We start from the raw sequence: 20,034 nt of genomic DNA, 5'->3' as shown, positions 1-20,034 counted from the left end.
ATATGACTCACTTTACTCTCCATTAACGGCATGATTAGCCGACCATATTATTGAGCTGCAATATCGGCTGCAGGATGGCCAAAATGATAAACAGCACCGAACCGGCCATCGCGATCACCAATAAAGGCTCAAACAGCCCCAGCGCCAGCGTGACTTGCCGGCCGAAGGCCTCCTGCTGCATCGTCGCCGCCCGTTCGAGCATCATGTCCAGCTCACCGCTGCGCTCGCCGGACATGATCATGTGCCGCATCATCGGCGAGAACAGCGCGGTACCCTCAAGCGACGGCGACAATCCTTCGCCCTCCCGCACCCGCTCCATCGCCGCCAGCAGCCGTTCGCGGGCGGCATCGTTGCCCAACACGCCGGCGCTGATGCGCATCGCCTCCAGCAACGGCACCGCGCTGGCGTTCAAAATGCTCAGCGTTTTGGCGTAGCGCGCCGTGTTCACCGCCAGCGACAGCTTGCCGACCACCGGCAACCGCAGGATGAACGCATGCCAGCGCACGCGCCGCGCCGGATCCCGCAGGCGATAGCGGAACGCGCCAAGGCCCGTCAGCACCGATATCAGCGCCAACGCCCCCCATCGACGCAGCCCGTCGCTGGCGCCGAGCAGCATCCGGGTCGACAGCGGCAAGGTCTGCTTCATATGCACAAACTGTTCGATCACCTTCGGCACCACCGCCGTCAACAGGATCGCCACCACGCCGATTGCCACCGTCGTCAGCACCATCGGGTACACCAGCGCCTGCACGATTTTGTTCTTCATTTGCTGGCGCTGTTCGACGTAGTCGGCCAGCCGTTCCAGCACCGGCGCCAGATGGCCGGAAATCTCACCGGCGGCCACCATGGCGCAATAGAGGCGGTCAAAAATCTGCGGATGCTGACCCAGCGCCTGCGCCAGCGGAAAGCCCTCCAGAATGCGCTGCCGCACCTGAGCCAACGCCGCCTGCAGACCTTTTTTCTCCGTTTGCCGCGCCACCGCCATCAGCGCTTCCTCCAGCGGCAGCGCAGCGGACAGCAGCGTCGCCAGCTGCCGGGTCAACAGCGCCACATCGCCGCTGCTCACGCCGCTCATCCAGCGGCCCGCAAACATGCCGGCGAAAGCGGGCCGCCTGCGCGCTTGCACCGCCAGCACCTGCCACCCCTTTTCACGCAGGCGATCGCGGGCGTGGCGCAGAGAATCCGCCTCCAACACGCCGCGCTGGGCGCGCCCCTCACGATCGCAGGCGCGATAATCAAACTTCATCGCCGTCCCCTTCGCGCGTCACTCGCAGCACTTCCTCCAGGCTGGTCTCCCCGGCGCGCATCTTGGCGATCCCATCCTGGCGCAGCGGCAGATAGCGTTCGGCGGCCAGTTTCGCGATGTCCAGCTCGCCGTCACCGCGATGGATCGCCATGCGCATCGGTTCATCCAGCACCAACAGTTCGTGCAAGCCGATTCGGCCGTGATATCCCTGCCCGCCGCAGGCCTCGCACCCCAACGGGCGCCAGCAGGTCACCGCCGGCGTCGGGGGCAGCCCCAGCAGGCGCCGCTGCGCGTCAGACAACGCATAAGGCTCGCGGCACTGCGGGCACAGCCGGCGCACCAGGCGCTGCGCCAACACGCCGCTGAGCGAACTCGAAAGCAGAAACGGTTCGACCCCCATGTCCCGCAGCCGGGTCACGGCGCCGATCGCCGTGTTGGTATGCAGGGTCGACAGCACCAAATGCCCGGTCAATGAGGCCTGCACCGCGATCTGCGCCGTTTCGCCGTCGCGGATCTCGCCGATCAGCACCACGTCGGGATCCTGACGCAGCAGCGCGCGCAGCCCGCGCGCGAAGGTCATGTCCACCTTGGGATTCACCTGCGTCTGCGCAATGCCGGCCAACTCATATTCGACGGGATCTTCGATCGTCATGATGTTGCGCTGTTCATCGTTGATCTGGCTCAGCAAGGTATAGAGCGTGGTGCTCTTGCCGGAGCCGGTCGGCCCGGTGACCAAAATGATGCCGTGCGGCTGGCGGATCAGGCGCAGCAACGCCTGCTGGTGCGCCGGTGCCATGCCCAGGCTGGGCAGTTCGAGCCGCACGCCCTGTTTGTCCAACAGGCGCATGACCACGCGCTCGCCGTGGCTGGCCGGCATCACCGACACCCGCACGTCAATCGCTCGCCCGCCGACCTTCAGCGCCATGCGCCCATCCTGCGGCACGCGCTTCTCGGCGATATCCAGCTTCGACATCACCTTGATGCGCGACACCAGCAGCGCCGCCAGCTTGCGCTGCGGCGCCAAAATCCGCCGCAGCGCGCCGTCGATGCGAAAGCGGATCACCAGCTCGCTCTCGTAGGTTTCGATGTGGATATCGGAGGCGCGCTCTTTGATCGCCTCGCTCAGCAAGGCGTTGATCAGGCGGATAATCGGCGCATCGTCCTGTTCGTCCAATAGGTCTTGCTGCTGCGGCAGCTCCTCGGCCAGCGCGTAAAAATCCAGTTCGCCGCCCAGGTCGTCGATCATTTTCTGCGCCTGGCCGCTTTCCTGCTGGTAGTGCGCCACCAGCCGTTGATCAAAAGCCTCCGCCTCCAGCCGGGCCAGCGCCGGCTCGCCGGGCAGGCAGCGGTAGGCCTCCATCAATGCGGCGTGGCTTGTGTCAGGGTGACAATAAATCTGGATACCGTGCTGCCCGTCAACGGCCAGCACGCCATGCTGGCGCGCCCAGGAAAAAGGCAGCAGCGGCCCCGCAGAACGGGGCTTCACGGGCGTGCTCCCCGCGAATAAAACGCGTCGATACTTGCAACGGTGGCGAGAAACGCCCGATTGTCGAGCGCCTTCTTATCGCCGGCGATCTCGCCGCGCAGTGCGTCATTCAGCTCACGATCGTCCTGCTGTTCGGCGTCGAACTTGCCTAACTTGCGTTGGCTCTGCCGGGCATATCCCTCGGTGCTGCGAATGATGGTCGGGCGGATAAACAGCATCAAATTACGCTTGCTCGCTTTGGTGGCGGTCGAGCGAAACAGCGCCCCCACCAGCGGGATCTTGCCCAGGATCGGCACGCTGCTCTCCAGCTCCGAGTTGGACTTGTCCAACAGGCCGCCCACCACTACGGTTTCGCCGCTGTCCACCAGCACCGTGTTGTTAACCGTGCGGATATTGAAGGTCGCCCCCAGCGAATCCGGCGTAGCGCCGGCGCTTTCGGCAACGCTGGAGACCTCCTGTTCGATCTGCATCAGCACGGACTGGCCCTGGTTGATCTGCGGTTTGACCTTGAGTTTGATCCCCACCGTCTTGCGCGACACGGTATTGAAGACGTTATCGCTATTGGTGGTTTGCGAACCGGTCAGGATCGGCACATCCTGCCCGACGCTGAATTCCGCCTCGGCGTTATCCAGCGTGACGATGCTCGGCGTGGCCAGGATATTATTTTGGTTGTTGCTGGCGATGGCGGTCAGCAATACGCCCCAGTTACCGCTGTAGAAACCGGTCATCAGGCCGTTGGCCTTGCCGAACACGTCGCTCATGCCGTTTTCGAACCCCGCCGACACCCCGGGAATCTGGCCGGCGAACTGCGTGCCACCACCGTATTTGTTGGCCCACTGCACGCCGATGTTCAGCCCCTGCCCATCCTGCACTTCGACGATCACCGCTTCGACCAGCACCTGCGCGCGGCGCACGTCGAGCTTGGCGACCACCGCCTCCAGATCGCGCATCACATCCGGCGCGGCGGTGATGATCAGCGCATTGGTCTGCTCATCGGCCTTGATCACCACATTTTTCAGCAGCGCCACGTTGGCGGCGGCGCTCTCCTTCTCGTTTTGCAGGCCCGCACTCACGCCGGTCAGCACCTCGACCAGGCTCTGCGCCTTGGCGTATTTGAGAGGGATAACCTGGGTATTGCCCTGGGTGACGCTCTTGTTATCCAGCTGGTCAATCAGTTCTTTGGCGTGTTCGCGGCTCCGATCATCCCCGGCGATCATCACGCTGTTGGTCCGCTCATCCGCCACCAGCCGCAGCGAGCTCGCGCCGGCCGTGCGCCGTTTGCCCTCTTCGCGAAACAGTTCGTTCACCATGCGCGCGATCTCCGGCGCCGCCGCATGCTTCAGCGCGAGAGTTTCGACCCGATTGCCATCGTCCTGATCCATCTCCCTGACGAGCTCGAGCAGGCCATTGACCACGCTGGCCCGGCCGGTGATCAACAGCGCGTTTCCCTGCTCGTAATGCGCCACGCTGCCCACGCCGATGCTGTCGTTGAGCTGGCGCAATATCGGCGAAACGTCTTTGGCCGCGATATTGCGCAGCGGTACCACGCGCATCACCACTTCATCCCCTTCGGCGATCGCCTCGCCGCCGTTTTGTGCCAGCGCGGCTCTTTTTCCCTCTTTGGCGGCGATCACCTTCAAGACGTTATTGGGCATGCCGATGACCGTATAGCCATAGACATCCAGCACGTTGAGAAAGAACTGGTAATACTGCTTCTCGTCGAGCTGTTCATAGCTGCGCACCGTGACCTTACCTTTCACCGCCGGATCGATAATGATGGTTTTTCCCAGGTTTTTACTGACCGTATTGATAAATTCCTGAATGTCCGTGCCTTTGAAATTGGCGGAGAATTGCTCCGCGCGCGCCGCGCCAGCCAGCACAATCATGACGGCCACCGCCGCTAACGCGCGCCATAAGCCGGCGCTCCAGCCTGGGCCGGAACGATAAATAAAATGCGTAATCACAATGTCGCCTTATGCTATAAAACACCCCGCGCCGAAACGGCGCGCCGGCTACTCTTTAAACGTCAGCGTGGCGTAATAGCCGTTTTCATCGAGCAGTATTTTATTTTTCACTATCCGCACGATGACGGCATTGCTGCCGGCCAGACGGTCGCCAACGCCATAACCGGTTTGCTTGCCGCCATGCTCGACGATGACCAGGCTTTTTTTGGCGTTATCGCTGAACAGCAAACCCGCTATCTTGCCAAGCGCAGCGGCTTCCGGTGCGTTAGCCAGCAGCTCGGCACCGATCGCCCATTCGCCGACTTTATACCCGTGCGCCTTTTCGCCGTCTTTCGCCGCTTGATAGCGGCCAAACCAGTGCGCGTCATTAATTTTTCCGATGTCCTCTTCCTGAGGAAAGACAATATGGCGCCCCGGCCCGGGCGCGTTTTCACGGCTCGGCTCAACGGGCGCGCCATCCCCGGCCATCATTCGCCATCCCAGCTGAAGCATGAACGCCAGATTCGTCAGAAAAAAAAGAAGCATAAAAAAATCTATCAACCGTTTGCTCACGGCACCCCCGGTTATTCAACGGCGCCAACGCTAAGCGGAAATACCGACCACCATCGCGACGGAAAACAGCAGCGTGATGACCAGAGCCACTTTATAATTCACGGCGTCCAGCCACGTTCGCCGGCGCTTATTAGCCGATGATGACGGGCATTCCCCCTGCAAATTAGCGGCCGCACGCTCGCAGGCTTGAAAGCTCAACATCACGCCAAATCGGGGAATGGTCTTGATCACCTCGCCAGGAATACCGTGGCGGGAGAGCAAAGAGCGGCATTGGAATATCATCTGATAATAGTTATTGTCGCTGATGGTCTCATGGTTGCAAAACCAGACAGCGCGAATAATGTCGTTCTTCTTATAAATACCGCTCAACAGGCACAGCATGAAGCGCCGCTGTAATTCGGTCATTTCAATGAGCACATTCTCTTTTTTAAACAACAGCGTTTTTTCATTGTTGTTTAATATTACCAACTCATTTTCCAACAGAGTCTCGTTCAGGGCAATGTTATGTATGTCCATCTCTCGCCTATCAGTTTAATGAAGTTCAAAGGCCCTCTGTGCCATCACCTTTGCACGCATGCGGCGAGATGCATTTTCAATGAAAATTAATGGTTCGCCGTTTCAAGAGCGGCCTCAATTAATCATGCGAAAAACATTCATGCAACTTATTTCTTTAAAATAAACAATATAAAATTAATATGGTCACATCATACTACCTTAGATTCATTAAATCATTTAAAAACATGACGATAGCAGGTTTTATAAAATAGCTAAACCACCATTAAATTTGATTAATGATAAAGAAAATAGACATTCACGCATAATAACCCATGTTATTAGTTGCGTGCTAAAAAGGCAGGAGGCGAGGATGTAAAGGGTAACAGAAATACACCTTAAGCTCACATAAAAAACGAGATAAAAATCAGGATTCGATATTACATAAAAACATCGGCGAGTAGGCATTGCTGAACATCAACGTATTCTTGTCTACGCTGCGAATATGATAAAACGTCGATTCATTGCTGAAAAAGTAAGTATACACCTCTTCCGGCAAGGTATCGCGCGGTGAATAATTCACCTCACCATAGTGGAAACGATAGAAACTGCCTTGCGAGACATAGCTGAAATTAACCCGTCGGTTGACGAAATACTTCTCTTCACCGTCGTTGGCCAGGCCCGACAAGATCATCACGCCCTTATCGCCCGACAAAAAGATGTAGTTTATTTTTAGCGACAGCTGGATGTCATCGTGTGCCGCCTGCGCGTCCAGCGAATTGAAATAATTGAACGTGGCGTTCGCTTCGCAGGAAAAATCACCGAACTCATGATGGCTGCGAACCAGGGAATACACCACGCTGCCAGTCAACACGCACAGGCCGACCAGCGTGGCTGACAAAATATTTAACTTTTTTTCCATGCCCGGATGTACTCGCTCTCACAATTATGCAAAACGGCCGCACTGTCCTTCGTGCATTTGGCGATAAACTGGCGTCCGCTGTCTTCATTGGCATTATGAGAACGGTTAACCTTGGTAATGACAATCTCACCGGGGCGGCAACGCTGGCCATAAAGATCCTTCCTGACCAAGAACTGCAAATAGTCGTCCTGATGATTCTCCAAAAAATGGCCGGCATAGTAGATCGGGCAGCCGTTTACCGTCCCCACGTAAGACAATACCTGCTTCTTTTCACTGTCGCGATGATGTTTGTAATAGATAAAGCACAGCGCCAGAAAAGATAATGGCACGACGATCGATAAGCTGCGCAGCAGAATAAAAAAATAGTGGTGGGTGTTTTTTGACGTTGCGGTCGGCGCAGCCAAGGGAACCGGGGCATCGGCAAGCGGCGGGGGATCGGGTAAATCAATCCGCAGTCGGTCGATCGGTATTATTCTATTGAGTCTATACCCCTTTTTAGAGAGGGTAACGATCAGGCGTTCATTGAAACCGACAGACGTCAATGCCCGCCGCGTCAGGCTGATATATTGATTCAACGTCGCCGAAGAGGCGCTCAGGCCGTGATCGGTCCACACCTGCTGCAACAGCGTATCCCGGCTCACCGCCTCGTGGCCATGCTCAAGCAAACATTTGAATACTCTAGAATTAACGCTGGATAAGAAAACTTCCCGTCCCTTCTTTATACTCTTCAATGAACCGTTTTCAGTGTTAAATGTAATATCTTTATCAATGATATAAATCATGTTCAGCCTGACAGCGCACACGGGTTATTATTTAAACTTATTCAGCGAGTTCGACGACCGCCGCGAAGCGCGGATAGTTTTTTCGCACAGAGAATAAACAATACTAACGCCATCCCAACAGGCGTGCAACTTTAAGAATTTTCCCTATGCCTGCGCCATTATTTGCCCCACAAATAACGATATAAACGCTATTTTTTTCACCGTCATCGGATCTGTTGGCAACCCTATAGGGGGAGAAGGGCAAAAACGGCGCAGAGGAAAAGACGCTCGCTCGCGGCGTGCGAAATGACGCTTGTGCAGCTGTCGACAGGAAGAATAACGGGGAAAAACGTTTTTGCGGGCCGCAAATGGGTGGGGACCCTGCCAGCTACATCCCGGCACACACGTCACCTGCTGCGGCTGCTTCCTTCCGGACCTGACCGAGTTCACAAGTTAGTGTTGCGGGAGAACCAACAGGGCCCCCATTGACGGCTTCTGTACTCCGAAGCGGTGGGCATTATCGGCGATGCCCTATCAAATAGCAAGCCAACCGGGACCAACCGCTGTTTTCTTACCCACCTGCGCTGTGGCACACTCTCCGCCTGGGTTTTGACTCGCGCAGGAACAGCAACATGCAACCAGAAGACGCCTCTTTCAGCCAGCGGGTATTCCACATCGTGGCCGCCATTCCTTACGGCAAAGTCACCACCTACGGCGAAGTTGCCCGGCTGGCCGGTTCACCGCGCGCCGCACGTCAGGTCGGCGGCGTGCTGCGGCGTTTGCCGGAAGGCAGCACGCTGCCCTGGCACCGGGTGATCAACCGCCACGGGCAGATATCGCAGCAGGGGGAGGATTTTCAACGGCAGCGGCAGGCATTGCTGGCGGAGGGGATTATTTTCGGCCCGCACAGCACGGTCGATTTCGATCGCTACGGCTGGCGCTGGTAAAACAAAACAGCCTTTGGCCGAAGCGCAAAGGCTGTTGATTTCATCTTGCTGTACCGCAGTAAGATTACTGCATGGCGGTTGGCGCAGCCTGAATCGGCACACCCTGAACCGGAACCAGCAGCAGATCGGCACGGGTGCCGTTGCGGTTGACCACTTCCTGGATGGTGTCGGTAATAAACATCAGTCGCCCGTTGACCGTCACCGCCGCGCTCAGAATGATACGCGCATTCGGTTGGATGTCGGACGGGTTATACGGCAGCGTAAAGCTGAACGGTGCCTGTTGCCCTTCAGTGCGTACCGCGCGCTGTGCAATCACTTTAGACGGCGCATCCGCCAGCGAGGCGTCAGAGAGGGTGACCGTCAGTACCGCGTCCGGCGGCAGCGCAATGCGCTGACGTATATTAACCGAACCTGTCACCGCCGGGCCCTGAATCTGCGTTTGCGCAGCCGCCGGGTTACCGGCCGCCTGTGTAGGCACATCAGCACTCTTTTGCGCGCATCCTGCCAGCGTGATCGTCAGTGCCGCGGCACCGCCTACGATTTGCCAGAGTTTCATGGATCGGTCTCCTTTTTTATTATCAACATGTTGGTGGCTTTCACCACCGCACCTATTAAACTTAGCACAAAACACTGACAAATCCACTTTGCTCCACCTATTAATCACTTAGCCTGTCCAAAGCGCCCACTATTAAGAGCATTCTCATCGGCCCTATAACGCAAGATGTTGACGCCGCGCCGTGATATTCCGCACACTGCGCAAAATGATTATTAGAAAGGTAACAACTTTATGAGCCAGGCATTGCAAAACCTCCTCGATCTGCTGGATCTGGAGAAAATCGAAGAAGGGCTGTTCCGCGGCCAGAGTGAAGATTTGGGGCTGCGCCAGGTGTTCGGCGGGCAGGTGGTCGGCCAGGCGCTGTACGCCGCCAAGCAGACGGTGCCGGATGAACGCAGCGTGCATTCTTTCCACAGCTACTTCCTGCGCCCGGGCGACAGCAGCAAGCCTATCGTTTACGATGTGGAAACCCTGCGCGACGGCAACAGCTTCAGCGCGCGCCGCGTCAGCGCCATCCAGCACGGTAAACCTATCTTCTATATGACCGCCTCCTTCCAGAGCCCGGAGGCGGGTTTCGAGCACCAGAACCTGATGCCGGACGTGCCGCCGCCGGAAGGGCTGCTGTCCGAATCAGAGATCGCCCAGAAGCTGGCGCATATGCTGCCGGAAAAAGTGCGCGAAAAATTTATCGGCCAAAAGCCGATCGAAATGCGCCCGGTGAAATTCCACAACCCGCTGAAAGGCAGCGTGGAAGAACCGCATCGCTACGTCTGGTTCCGCGCCAACGGCAGCATGCCGGACGATCAACGCATCCACCAATACCTGCTGGGCTACGCGTCGGACTTTAACTTCCTGCCGACCGCGCTGCAGCCGCACGGCGTCGGCTTCCTCGAGCCGGGCATGCAGGTGGCCACCATTGACCACTCCATGTGGTTCCATCGCCCGTTCCGCATGGATGACTGGCTGCTGTACGCGGTGGAGAGCTCCTCCGCCTCCGGCGCACGGGGCTTTGTTCGCGGCCAAATCTACACCCGCGACGGCGTCCTGGTCGCCACCACCGTGCAGGAAGGGGTGATTCGCCAGCGCGACGCCTGATCCGCAGCATAAAGAAAGGGGCGATGTTTCCATCGCCCCTGTCGGCTTCATCATTATTTTAGTCTTTAGCGCACTGCCCTGCTTCGAGTCTTATTGGTTGTAGGCGCTCTCGCCGTGGCTGTTGACGTCCAGCCCCTCGCGTTCCTGCTCTTCCGGTACTCTCAGGCCCACCATCGCGCCCGCAATCTTGAAAGCGATAAAGGCGACGACGCTCGACCACACCAGCGTGATCAGCACGCTCACCAGCTGGATCCAGACCTGATGGCCCATCGTCACCCCTTCGGCGTAGCCGGTGCCGCCCAGTGAAGAGGCGGTGAACACGCCGGTCAGCAGGCAGCCGACAATGCCGCACACCCCGTGCACGCCGAACACGTCGCAGGTGTCGTCCACCTTCAGCCATTTCTTCAGCGTCACTACGCCCCACAGGCCGGCGACGCCGCCCACCAGGCCGATGATCAACGCCCCGCCCACGCCCACGGTGCCCGCCGCCGGCGTCACCGCAACCAGTCCGGCGATCATGCCGGAGCAGGCGCCCAGCAGCGAAGGCTTGCCGCGCAGCACCCATTCGGCGAAGGTCCAGGAGAGAATGGCGCCCGCAGTGGCGACCACGGTGTTGAGGAATGCCAGGGCCGCAATGCCGTTGGCCGCGCTGGCGGAGCCGGCGTTAAAGCCGAACCAGCCGATATACAGGATGGACGCTCCGGTAAACACCATCGGCAGGTTGTGCGGTTTGAAGGCCTCTTTACCGAAGCCGGCGCGCTTGCCGATCAGGTAGGCACCGATCAGCCCGGCGCTGGCGGCGTTGATGTGCACTACGGTGCCGCCGGCGAAGTCCAATGCGCCATCGGTGGCCAGGTAGCCGCCGCCCCACACCATGTGCGCGATCGGCAGATAAGACAGCGTGAACCACACAATCGCGAAGATCAGCACCGCCGAGAAGCGAATGCGTTCGGCGAAGCCGCCCACCACCAGCGCCACGGTGATACAGGCGAAGGACGCCTGGAAGGCGACGTGGATCATCTGGCTGATGCTGCCGGTGACGCTATCGATGCCGATGCCTTTCAGCATCGCCGTTTCGAACCCGCCAAATACCGCATTGCCCTCGCTGAACGCCAGGCTGTAGCCATACAGCACCCACAGCACGCAGACCAGCGCGAAGGTGACGGTGACCTGCGTCAGCATCGACAGCACGTTTTTGCCGCGCAGCAGGCCGCCGTAAAACAGCGCGATGCCCGGCAGCGTCATGAACAGCACCAACGCAGTGCAGATCATCATAAAGGCGTTGTCGGCCTTATCAGCGACCGCCGGGGCGGCCAGGGCCAAAGAAGGAACCAGGGTTACCGAACTCAGGCCCAACATGGATAACAGTCTTTTCATTATCAATCCATCCCCATCACTTAGCTGAGTTCGCGGTTACAGTGCCGATTCGTCGGTTTCGCCGGTGCGAATGCGGATCACGCGTTGCAACTCGGCAACGAAAATTTTGCCGTCGCCGATTTTGCCGGTGTAGGCGGCTTTGCTAATCACATCAACCACTTCATCCAACTGATCGTCAGCGATGGCGATGTCGATTTTGACCTTGGGCAGGAAGTTGACGTTATATTCGGCGCCGCGATACAGCTCGGCGTGCCCCTTCTGGCGGCCAAAGCCCTTCACTTCGGTTACGGTCAACCCCTGAATGCCCACGGAGGACAGAGCCTCGCGCACGTCCTCCAGCTTGAACGGTTTGATTACCACGGTCACCAGCTTCATATTGCCCCTCCACGAATTAAACCCAAACTCACCCCTGGTACGCGTCATATGTAGCAAGGCCTGTGCCAGATTTGATTTTGCATGACGATTCAGCGGATTAGCGGGAACGCGGGCACCATCAGGCCGCGGCGCCATACCGATACCCTGAATTGATTAAATATCGCGCACTGATTTGGTGCGCATCGCGTCGAAAAAGTGCAGAAAGGGGGCATGGCGCAGGCGGGTTGCCTGCTTGTGGTGCGTGGGAAAAAAGAAGGGCCGCGATCGCGGCCCATGCTCAGGCGGGTTGGCTCTCTTCGCGCACCGCTTCCGCCAGCTGCTCGCCCGCCAGCTGCAGCTGGTACATCTGGTAGTAGCGCCCCTGCTGCGCCAGCAGCTGCTGATGGTTGCCCTGCTCTACCGCCTGGCCGCGATGCAGCACCAGGATGGAATCGGCATCGACGATGGTCGACAGCCGGTGGGCGATCACCACCAGCGTGGTGTGCTCGCGGATCGCTCGCAGCGCGCGCTGGATCGCCTGTTCGGTGCCCGAGTCGATATTGGCGGTCGCCTCGTCGAGGATCAGGATCTGCGGCGCCTGCACCAAGACCCGCGCCATCGCCAGCAGCTGTTTCTGCCCGACGGACAGGTTATTGCCCTGCTCTCCCAGCCGGGTGTGAATACCCTGCGGGAAGCCGCGCACCAGACTCGCCAGCTGCACCGTTTCCAGCGCCTGCCACACGGCGTCTTCCTCGATGTTGCGCCCCAACGTAACGTTGGCCAGCACCGAATCGGCGATCACCACCGGATCCTGCTGCACCATCGCCACGCCCTGGCGCAGCGTGCGGTGCGACAGGCTGGAGATCGGGCGGCCATCGAGACGCACTTCCCCCTCGCTGACCGGGTAATAGCCCATCAGCAGGTTGGCCAAGGTGCTCTTACCGCTGCCGGTATGCCCAACCAGCGCCACGAAACCGCGCGAAGGCACCGCCAGCGAAATGTGCTGCAGCACCTTTTTGTCCGCGCGGTAAGCGAAGCTCAGATCGGTGATGTCGATGCGGCCACCGGCCAGCGGACGATCGTCGGCGCCGTAACTCTGCTGGCTGCGATCCATCAGCTCGAAAATGCGTTCACCGGCCACCACCGCCTGCTGCAGGATCGACTGCTGCGACGTGAGCTCGATCAGCGGTTCGTTCAGGCGCCCCAGGTAGTTGATGAAGGCATAGAGCACGCCGACGCCAATCACCCCCTCGCCGCTGAAGCCGAACAGCATCAGCAGCCCGCACAGCACCAGCGCCGAAAACAGGCTGAGCAGCGGTCGCAGCAGGAAACCGTCGAGCCGCAGGGTCTGCATGCGCGCCAGATAGTGCGACTGACTGGCGGCGCTCATGCGTTCACCGAAGCGCACCTGCTGGCGGAACTGCTGAATCACGCCCATGCCGTTGATCACTTCGTTGAAACCGTCGTTGATGTCCGCCAGATAGCTGCGCACCCGGCGCACGATCGGCGTGCTGTAGTATTGATAGATGCCCATCACCACAAACACCGCCGGGAAGATGCAGACCGCCACCAGCGCCATGCGCCAGTCGAGGCTGAACATCGCCACCAGCATGGCACCGATCAGCGCGGCGCTTTTCAGCACCGTGGAGACCACCATCACGTACAGATCCTTGATCACCTCGGTGTCGTTGGTGACGCGCGAGATCAATTGCCCGACCGGCTGCGTGTCGAAGGCGCTGAGCGGCTGGCGCAGCGCGGCGTCCATCACGTCGGTGCGCAGCCGCTGGACCACCCCCACCGCCGCCTGGTTGAACAGCAGCGCCTGGAAGTAGTGCAGCGCCGCCGCCAGCAGCTCCAGCAGAATGTAAGCCGCCGCCAGCCCACCGACGATCGTCAGCGGCAGTTGCCCTTTGGCGACGTAATTATCGATAAAATAGCTCACCAGGATCGGCCCGGCGACTTCCGCCGCCGCCGCGATCCACAGCATCAGCACCGCCAGCCCCAGCGGTTTGCGGTACGGCGAGCCATAGGCCAGCAGCCGCTTCAGCGTCGGCCACAGCTTTTGCACTTTATTCATCGGCCAACGCCTCCTCGCCGTTTTCCGGCGCTTCATCCAGCGCCGCTTCCAGCTGCTGATAACGGTACATATCGCGATACCAGCCCGGCTGCGCCGCCAGCGCCACCGGATCGCCGCGCTGCGCAACGCCGCCGTGCTGCATCACCAGGATCTCGCTGGCTTCGGTCAAGGCCGACAGCCGGTGCGCGCTGATGATCACCGTGCGATCTTGCCCCCAGCTGCGCAGGTTGTGCAGGATCTGGTGTTCGGTACGGCCGTCCACCGCCGACAGCGCGTCGTCGAGGATCAGGATCTCCGCATCCAGCAGCAGCGCACGCGCAATGGAGATACGCTGTTTCTGCCCGCCCGACAGCATCACGCCGCGTTCGCCCACTTCGGTGTCATAGCCCTGTGGCAGCCGCAGAATGTCCTCATGGACGCTGGCCAACCGCGCCGCCTGTTCGATCTGCGCCTGCGTCGCCCCCGGATGGCCCAGCGCAATGTTGTTCGCCACGGTATCGGAGAACAGGAACGGCGTCTGGCTCACCACCGACAGCCGCGAACGCCAGTCGTCGAGTTTGACCTGCGGCAACGGCAGGCCGTGATAGCGGATCTGCCCTTGGTCGACGTCGAACTGGCGCTGGATCAGCGACAACAGCGTCGACTTGCCGGCACCGGTCGGCCCGCACAGCCCCAGCATCTGCCCCGGCTTCAGCGTCAGCGCCACGTCATGCAGCGCCGGATGCGGGTTTTCCGGGTAGTGGAACGCGCGGATATCCACGTCCAGCACGCCGCGGCCGGCCGGCAACGCCTGCGGGCCGTCCTGCACCGCCGGCGCCTCGTCGAGCAGGCTGCGGATGCGGCTGTAGGCCGCGCTGCCGCGTTCGACGATGTTGAACATCCAGGCCAGCGCCAGCATCGGCCAGATCATCAAGCCGAGATACATCACAAAGCTGGTCAGCTGCCCGAGCGTCAGCGACCCGTTCACCACCATCCAGCTGCCGCCGCCGATGGCCAGCAGGTTAGAGGCGCCGATGGCGATATAAATGGTCGGATCGAAGCGCGCATCCACCCGCGCCACGTGCATGTTCTTGGCGCCGGTCTGCGCCGCCACCTCGGCGAAGCGGTTGGATTGGTGATCTTCCAGCCCAAAGGCCTTGATCATGCGGATGCTGGTCATGCTTTCCTGCGCCTGATCGTTCAGGCTGGAAAACGCCGCCTGCGCCGATTTAAAGCGCTGGTGCAGCTGGTCGCCGTAATATTTGATGGCGATCGCCATCAGCGGCATCGGGATCAACGCCAGCACCGTCAGCTGCCAGCTGATTTGGGTGCTCATCACCACCAGCACCACCAGCCCCATCACCAGCGAGTCCACCAGCGTCAGCACGCCTTCGCCGGCGGCGAACACCACGCGGTCCACGTCGTTGGTGGCGCGCGCCATCAGATCGCCGGTGCGGTGGCGCAGGTAGAACGCCGGGTTTTGCCGGCTGAGTTGGCGGTAAAAGTTTTCGCGCAGCTCGACCGCCAGTTGGTAGGAGGCGCCGAACAGCAACACCCGCCACACATAGCGCAGCAGGTAAACGACGATCGCGGTGCCGATCATCAGCCCGAGCCAAGCCATCAGCACGCCGGTAGACATTTGTTTTTCGGTGACACCGTCCACGATGATGCCGACCAGCTTAGGCGGCAGCAGTTGCAGGATGGCGATGACGATCAGCAGCACCACCGCCCCGAGGTAGCGGCGCCACTCCCGGCGGAAGTACCAGCCGATTTGAGCAAATAATCTCACGCAGTTTGATTCCAGGGTTTTATGGGATTTGTCTCTTTTTCTGCTTCAGCAGAGCAGGATACCACCGTTGAGCCGCCCGTCCGGTGAACTTTTCACTCAGGCACCGGCAGCGCGGTGGTGTATTTGATTTTTTCCATGGCAAAGCTTGAGGTGACATCGATGAGGCCCGGTACGCCGTTCACCAGACGCTTATAAAAGCCGTCATAGCTTTTCATGTCCGCCACTTCGACCTGCATCAGATAGTCGTACTCCCCCGCCATGCGGTAGAACGCCAGCACCTCGGGCATCTGGCTGGTCAGTTGCACAAACGCCTGATACCACTCGCTGCTGTGCTGCTGGGTCTTGATCAACACGAACGCCGTCAGCCCCAGGCCGAGCTTTTCGTTATCCAGCAGCGCCACCCGGCCGCGGATATAGCCCTCGTCTTCCAGGCGCTTCAGCCGTTTCCAGCACGGCGTCGAGGTCAAATTGACCGCATCGGCCAGCGCCTGCAGCGACTGGGTGCAATCTTGCTGCAGCATGCACAGCAGCTTACGGTCTGTTTTATCTAACATAGCGGCCACCAGGAGAAAAATTTTCTCTCATTAGGCGATTAAACAGGAAAAATGGCAATCCTTTTTTCCTGCCGACAGGCTATGCTACGCCATAAACCAGCCCCCTATTTTGAGGCCAAATCATGACAAACTCTTGGGTAAAATATGCTATCGGTGAAATAGAAGCGGATTTTCAGCGCTCCGCCGATACGCACCTGATTCGCCTGAACCTGCCGGCGTTTCCAGGCATCTGCCTGTATTTGAAGGACGAGAGCACCCACCCGACCGGCAGCCTGAAACACCGCCTGGCGCGCTCGCTGTTCCTTTATGGCCTGTGCAACGGCTGGATCACCGAGAACACCACCATCATCGAGGCCTCTTCCGGCAGCACCGCGGTGTCCGAAGCCTACTTCGCTCGTCTGATCGGCCTGCCGTTCATCGCGGTGATGCCATCCTGCACCGCGCGCCGCAAGGTGGAGCAGATCGCCTTTTACGGCGGCCGCTGTCACTTCGTCGATCACGCCGCCCAGATCTACGCCGCCTCCGAACAGCTGGCGAAAGAGCTGAACGGCCACTATATGGATCAGTTCACCTATGCCGAACGCGCCACCGACTGGCGCGGCAACAACAACATCGCCGACAGCATCTTCCGCCAGATGGCACGCGAACCTTTCCCGGTGCCGAAACACATCGTGATGAGCGCCGGCACCGGCGGCACCTCCGCTACGCTGGGGCGCTACATCCGCTATCAGGGGCACGACACCCAATTGACGGTGGTCGATCCGGAAAATTCGGTGTTCTATGACTGCTTCCACCACGGCGATCGCACCCTGATCGGCAGCTGCGGCAGCCGTATCGAAGGCATCGGCCGCCCGCGCGCCGAGCCGTCGTTCATCCCGTCGGTGGTCGACAACATGCTGCGGGTGCCGGATGCCGCCAGCGTCGCCACCATTCACTGGCTGGAAGGCGTGTTAGGCCGCAAGGTTGGCGCCTCCACCGGCACCAACGTCTGGGGTGCGCTGCAGCTGGCGAAACAGATGCGGGAAAACGGCGAGCAAGGGTCGATCGTCACCCTGCTGTGCGACAGCGGCGAGCGTTATCTGGATACCTATTACAACCCGGAATGGGTCAGCAACAACATCGGCGATCTGCAGCCGTATCTGGCGCAGCTGGCGGATTTGTAACGCCAGGCTCCGGATAAAAAAAAGCCGGGTAGTCATACCCGGCCGGCTGTAAGGAGAACCTCATTCTTCGGGGGAATAGGTGAGGCAAGGTGAACGCAGCCAATGTTGTAAATAGTGGGCCACCGCCTGTTGCTGGCAATGGCCGATAACCGGTAGCTGCGGCAGCAGGGATTTCAGCTGCGGCAGGGCGTTGCCCATCACCACGCCGTGCCCCACCGCCCCCAGCATCTCTTTGTCGTTCATCGCGTCGCCGAACGCCATGCAGTCGGCCATCGTCAGCCCCAGATGGCGGCTCAGCCGGTCCAGCGCCGTGCCTTTGTTGCAACCGAGCGGCAGCACTTCCAGACAGTCGTAAGCGGAAAAGCACAGGTCTGCCTCGTCGCCCAGCTGTGCCCGCAGCTGCACCTGCAACGCCAGCAGCTCCTCGTGCGGCGCGACAAAGCACACCTTGCTGTTGCCGAACGCCGGCAGGCGGCGCACGTCAGCCAGCTGAAAACGAAAGCCGCTCAGGTGGTGCGCCCGCAGCATCTCTTCCGGCACGGGAAACTCGGTCAGCCAACCTTCATCGCGGAACACATGCATGCTGGCGCGGGTGCGCCAATGATGATGCAGCACCTCTTCGGCGACCGCCGCCGGCAAATCGGTGGCGTGCAGCTGTTGGCCGCGGTTGTCATACACTCGCGTGCCGTTGCCGGTGATCAGGTAACCCTGCAGCCCCAGCTGCGCCATGATCGGCTGCGCGTCGAGGTAGTGCCGCCCGGTGGCGAACGTCACCACCATTTCCCGCTCCACCAGCTGGTTCAGCACCGCCAGCGTTTCCGGGCCAACCCGGTGATCCGGCATCAACAGCGTGCCGTCCATATCGAAAGCTGCCAGGCGATACATAAAGACCTCTTGAATGTGAACGCGATTACAATCCGTGCAGTATGGGATGGTATTTGCGGAAGTAATAGTGAACAATTTGAGAAAACTGTTCCGGATTTCTGCCCATGCGCCTGGTTCACCGTCTCAGCCAATATCAACGCCTGTACCAACAGCTCGGCAGCGCGCCGGTCGCCGTGACCATCGGCGAGCTGGCGGCGATGTTCTACTGCAGCGAACGGCACGCCCGCACGCTGGTGCAACAGCTGCAGGATCAGGGCTGGCTGAGCTGGCATTCGCAGCCCGGCCGCGGCAAACGCGCCCGCCTGCATTGCCTGAAAACCCCGGATGAACTGCGCGCGCAGCTGCTGCAACAGCTGCTGCAACAGGGCAACCATCAGGGGGCGCTGGAGATGGCGCAGCTCGATCCGCAGCACCTGCAGGATCTGCTCAGCCCGCACCTCGGCGGGCAATGGCAGGCCGGCAGCCCGACGCTGCGCATTCCCTATTACCGCACGCTGGAAGCGCTCGACCCACTCACGCTGACCGGCCGCGCCGAGCAACATCTGGTATCGACCCTGCACGCCGGGCTGACGCGCCTGATGACCGGTAACCCGGAACCGCAGCCCGATCTGGCGCACCACTGGCAAATTGGCGAGCACGGCCTGCGCTGGCGCTTCTTTCTGCGCAGTCAGCTGCGCTGGCATAACGGTGAACCGCTGACCGGCCAACAGCTGCTGCAAACGCTGGAAAAACTGCAGCGCCACCCGCGCAGCCAACCCAGCCTGGCCAACGTCGCGCACATCAGCCTGCCGCATCCGCTGTGCATCCAGTTCGATCTGCACCTGGCGGACTATTGGCTGGCTCACCGGCTGGCGGAGCTGCCTTGCCTGATGACCCACCCGGAGCTGCCGGGCATCGGCGCCGGCCCGTTCAAGCTGGCGCTGAATGAACCGCAGCTAGTGCGGCTGGAACAGCACGCCGGTTACCATCTGCAGCACCCGTATCTGGACACCATCGAGTACTGGATCACCCCCGACCTGCCCACCGCCGGCGCCGACACCAGTTGCCAGCATCCGGTGCGCATCACCATCGGTCAGCAAGACGATTTGGCGCAGGCCAGGCCGGTGCAGCGCAGCATGAGCCTGGGCTGGTGTTATCTGGCGCTGAACCTGCGCCACGGCGTGCTGAGCGAAGCCCAGGGGCAAAAGCTGCTGATGCTGATCCAGCAGTCCGGCCTGCTGAGCCGTCTACCTATTCCCAACAGCGTGATCACCCCCAGCCATGAAATGCTGCCCGGCTGGCGTATTCCCAGCCAACGGATTGAGGAAGATGTCACCCTGCCCGCCCGGCTGACGCTGCTGTATCGGCCGCCGGTCGAGCTGGAAACGGTGACGGTCGCGCTGCAGCGGCTGCTGGCGCAGCACGGCTGCGAGCTGGAGGTGCGTTACTACGCCGGTAAACGCTGGCAAAGCGAGGCGCAGATCGCCCAGGCCGACCTGCTGCTGGCAGACAACCTGATCGGTGAAGCGCCGGAGGCGACGCTGGAGAGCTGGCTGCGGCAGGATACGCTGTGGCGCGGCATCCTGACGGAAAGCCGCTGGCAGCAGCAGCAGGACACGCTGCGGCAGATCCAGCAGCTGCAGGCGCAGCAACCGCGCTTCGCACAGCTGCAGGCTTATTATCAACGGCTGATGGCCGCCGCCATCATCACGCCGCTGTTTCACTACCAGTATCAGATCAGCGCGCCGCCGCGCATGCATGGCGTCACGCTAACCGCCCACGGCTGGTTCGATTTTTGCCAGGCGTGGCTGCCGCCGCCGGTGGACAGCGCACCGGCCTGAGCCGAACCGCCCTGC

Annotated in this window: 18 protein-coding genes and 1 other RNA gene; 4 read left to right on the top strand and 15 right to left on the bottom strand. The window is 60.3% G+C overall.

Going from position 1 to position 20,034, the window contains the following annotated elements; all coding sequences use genetic code 11:
• Positions 1 to 34: 34 nt before the first annotated feature.
• The 8 genes from gspF to ffs all read right to left on the bottom strand — a co-directional run bounded on the left by gspF (position 35) and on the right by ffs (position 7,899).
• On the bottom strand, positions 35 to 1,246 hold the full coding sequence (gene gspF, locus QOL81_RS07770; protein ID WP_060423402.1) for a type II secretion system inner membrane protein GspF: 1,212 nt from the start codon (positions 1,244 to 1,246) through the stop codon (positions 35 to 37).
• A complete protein-coding gene (gspE, locus tag QOL81_RS07765) occupies positions 1,236 to 2,732 on the bottom strand; it encodes a type II secretion system ATPase GspE (protein ID WP_060440571.1) in 1,497 nt (498 codons plus the stop codon). The genes gspF and gspE overlap by 11 nt, the downstream gene beginning before the upstream one ends.
• A complete protein-coding gene (gene gspD, locus QOL81_RS07760; RefSeq protein WP_197827258.1) occupies positions 2,729 to 4,618 on the bottom strand; it encodes a type II secretion system secretin GspD in 1,890 nt (629 codons plus the stop codon). Before gspD ends, gspE begins: the two co-directional genes overlap by 4 nt.
• Before the next feature lie 126 nt (positions 4,619 to 4,744).
• Positions 4,745 to 5,248, bottom strand: a complete 504-nt coding sequence (locus QOL81_RS07755) for a type II secretion system protein N (RefSeq protein ID WP_072265459.1) — start codon at positions 5,246 to 5,248, stop codon at positions 4,745 to 4,747.
• Positions 5,249 to 5,278: 30 nt separating this feature from the next.
• Positions 5,279 to 5,764 (bottom strand): winged helix-turn-helix domain-containing protein, encoded by a 486-nt coding sequence (locus QOL81_RS07750; RefSeq protein ID WP_060440572.1) that lies wholly within the window; start codon positions 5,762 to 5,764, stop codon positions 5,279 to 5,281.
• Between the two features lie 403 nt (positions 5,765 to 6,167).
• The gene (locus QOL81_RS07745; RefSeq protein ID WP_047728690.1) at positions 6,168 to 6,662 is read right to left on the bottom strand and encodes a FidL-like protein; all 495 of its coding nucleotides are present in this window, start codon (positions 6,660 to 6,662) and stop codon (positions 6,168 to 6,170) included.
• Positions 6,647 to 7,444 carry a winged helix-turn-helix domain-containing protein gene (locus QOL81_RS07740; RefSeq protein WP_060423389.1) on the bottom strand — a complete coding sequence of 266 codons (798 nt, stop codon included), beginning with the start codon at positions 7,442 to 7,444 and terminating at the stop codon, positions 6,647 to 6,649. Before QOL81_RS07740 ends, QOL81_RS07745 begins: the two co-directional genes overlap by 16 nt.
• Before the next feature lie 358 nt (positions 7,445 to 7,802).
• Positions 7,803 to 7,899, bottom strand: an RNA gene (ffs, locus tag QOL81_RS07735) — signal recognition particle sRNA small type.
• A 156-nt stretch (positions 7,900 to 8,055) separates the two neighbouring features.
• Between ffs and QOL81_RS07730 the strand changes: the two genes are divergently transcribed.
• Positions 8,056 to 8,370, top strand: coding sequence for an MGMT family protein (locus QOL81_RS07730; RefSeq protein ID WP_033642088.1), 315 nt, complete (start codon positions 8,056 to 8,058; stop codon positions 8,368 to 8,370).
• Positions 8,371 to 8,434: 64 nt separating this feature from the next.
• Here the strand turns inward: QOL81_RS07730 and QOL81_RS07725 are convergent, their stop codons facing one another.
• Positions 8,435 to 8,926, bottom strand: a complete 492-nt coding sequence (locus QOL81_RS07725) for a YbaY family lipoprotein (protein WP_016928846.1) — start codon at positions 8,924 to 8,926, stop codon at positions 8,435 to 8,437.
• Positions 8,927 to 9,157: 231 nt separating this feature from the next.
• Here QOL81_RS07725 and tesB point away from each other — a divergent pair, with 231 nt between their 5' ends.
• Positions 9,158 to 10,021 carry an acyl-CoA thioesterase II gene (tesB, locus tag QOL81_RS07720; protein WP_004940320.1) on the top strand — a complete coding sequence of 288 codons (864 nt, stop codon included), beginning with the start codon at positions 9,158 to 9,160 and terminating at the stop codon, positions 10,019 to 10,021.
• A 90-nt stretch (positions 10,022 to 10,111) separates the two neighbouring features.
• Here tesB and amtB read toward each other — a convergent pair whose 3' ends face one another.
• From amtB to QOL81_RS07695, 5 genes are all read right to left on the bottom strand, one after another.
• Positions 10,112 to 11,398 (bottom strand): ammonium transporter AmtB, encoded by a 1,287-nt coding sequence (amtB, locus tag QOL81_RS07715; RefSeq protein ID WP_084826745.1) that lies wholly within the window; start codon positions 11,396 to 11,398, stop codon positions 10,112 to 10,114.
• 36 nt (positions 11,399 to 11,434) lie between these two features.
• The gene (glnK, locus tag QOL81_RS07710) at positions 11,435 to 11,773 is read right to left on the bottom strand and encodes a P-II family nitrogen regulator (RefSeq protein WP_004940327.1); all 339 of its coding nucleotides are present in this window, start codon (positions 11,771 to 11,773) and stop codon (positions 11,435 to 11,437) included.
• A gap of 277 nt (positions 11,774 to 12,050) precedes the next feature.
• Entirely contained in the window at positions 12,051 to 13,829 is a 1,779-nt protein-coding gene (gene smdB, locus QOL81_RS07705) for a multidrug efflux ABC transporter permease/ATP-binding subunit SmdB (RefSeq protein WP_055312256.1), read from the bottom strand.
• Complete coding sequence (gene smdA, locus QOL81_RS07700; protein WP_060440573.1) at positions 13,822 to 15,597, bottom strand: multidrug efflux ABC transporter permease/ATP-binding subunit SmdA; 1,776 nt, start codon at positions 15,595 to 15,597, stop codon at positions 13,822 to 13,824. Before smdA ends, smdB begins: the two co-directional genes overlap by 8 nt.
• A 92-nt stretch (positions 15,598 to 15,689) precedes the next feature.
• A complete protein-coding gene (locus tag QOL81_RS07695; protein ID WP_004940330.1) occupies positions 15,690 to 16,151 on the bottom strand; it encodes an Lrp/AsnC family transcriptional regulator in 462 nt (153 codons plus the stop codon).
• A gap of 122 nt (positions 16,152 to 16,273) precedes the next feature.
• Between QOL81_RS07695 and QOL81_RS07690 the strand changes: the two genes are divergently transcribed.
• On the top strand, positions 16,274 to 17,314 hold the full coding sequence (locus QOL81_RS07690; protein ID WP_015376851.1) for a PLP-dependent cysteine synthase family protein: 1,041 nt from the start codon (positions 16,274 to 16,276) through the stop codon (positions 17,312 to 17,314).
• A gap of 60 nt (positions 17,315 to 17,374) precedes the next feature.
• Here the strand turns inward: QOL81_RS07690 and cof are convergent, their stop codons facing one another.
• A complete protein-coding gene (gene cof / locus QOL81_RS07685; protein ID WP_033647299.1) occupies positions 17,375 to 18,199 on the bottom strand; it encodes an HMP-PP phosphatase in 825 nt (274 codons plus the stop codon).
• 104 nt (positions 18,200 to 18,303) lie between these two features.
• Between cof and QOL81_RS07680 the strand changes: the two genes are divergently transcribed.
• A complete protein-coding gene (locus QOL81_RS07680) occupies positions 18,304 to 20,019 on the top strand; it encodes an SgrR family transcriptional regulator (protein ID WP_100396218.1) in 1,716 nt (571 codons plus the stop codon).
• The last annotated feature ends 15 nt before the right edge of the window (positions 20,020 to 20,034 follow it).

The sequence above is a fragment of the Serratia sp. CC22-02 genome (assembly GCF_900182895.1).
Classification (GTDB): Bacteria; Pseudomonadota; Gammaproteobacteria; order Enterobacterales; family Enterobacteriaceae; genus Serratia; species Serratia nevei.
Note: the sequence above shows the minus strand (reverse complement) of the source record. Positions and strands in the feature narration are given on the sequence as shown.

Excerpts from the sequence above, each read along its gene's own strand:
- QOL81_RS07725 (WP_016928846.1), bottom strand. The coding sequence starts at position 8,926 with ATGAAACTCTGGCAAATCGTAGGCGGTGCCGCGGCACTGACGATCACG.
- smdB (WP_055312256.1), bottom strand. The coding sequence starts at position 13,829 with ATGAATAAAGTGCAAAAGCTGTGGCCGACGCTGAAGCGGCTGCTGGCC.
- QOL81_RS07740 (WP_060423389.1), bottom strand. The coding sequence starts at position 7,444 with ATGATTTATATCATTGATAAAGATATTACATTTAACACTGAAAACGGT.
- QOL81_RS07690 (WP_015376851.1), top strand. The coding sequence starts at position 16,274 with ATGACAAACTCTTGGGTAAAATATGCTATCGGTGAAATAGAAGCGGAT.
- gspF (WP_060423402.1), bottom strand. The coding sequence starts at position 1,246 with ATGAAGTTTGATTATCGCGCCTGCGATCGTGAGGGGCGCGCCCAGCGC.
- QOL81_RS07695 (WP_004940330.1), bottom strand. The coding sequence starts at position 16,151 with ATGTTAGATAAAACAGACCGTAAGCTGCTGTGCATGCTGCAGCAAGAT.
- QOL81_RS07680 (WP_100396218.1), top strand. The coding sequence starts at position 18,304 with ATGCGCCTGGTTCACCGTCTCAGCCAATATCAACGCCTGTACCAACAG.
- glnK (WP_004940327.1), bottom strand. The coding sequence starts at position 11,773 with ATGAAGCTGGTGACCGTGGTAATCAAACCGTTCAAGCTGGAGGACGTG.
- cof (WP_033647299.1), bottom strand. The coding sequence starts at position 18,199 with ATGTATCGCCTGGCAGCTTTCGATATGGACGGCACGCTGTTGATGCCG.
- QOL81_RS07745 (WP_047728690.1), bottom strand. The coding sequence starts at position 6,662 with ATGGAAAAAAAGTTAAATATTTTGTCAGCCACGCTGGTCGGCCTGTGC.
- gspD (WP_197827258.1), bottom strand. The coding sequence starts at position 4,618 with ATGATTGTGCTGGCTGGCGCGGCGCGCGCGGAGCAATTCTCCGCCAAT.
- QOL81_RS07750 (WP_060440572.1), bottom strand. The coding sequence starts at position 5,764 with ATGGACATACATAACATTGCCCTGAACGAGACTCTGTTGGAAAATGAG.
- QOL81_RS07730 (WP_033642088.1), top strand. The coding sequence starts at position 8,056 with ATGCAACCAGAAGACGCCTCTTTCAGCCAGCGGGTATTCCACATCGTG.
- amtB (WP_084826745.1), bottom strand. The coding sequence starts at position 11,398 with ATGAAAAGACTGTTATCCATGTTGGGCCTGAGTTCGGTAACCCTGGTT.
- tesB (WP_004940320.1), top strand. The coding sequence starts at position 9,158 with ATGAGCCAGGCATTGCAAAACCTCCTCGATCTGCTGGATCTGGAGAAA.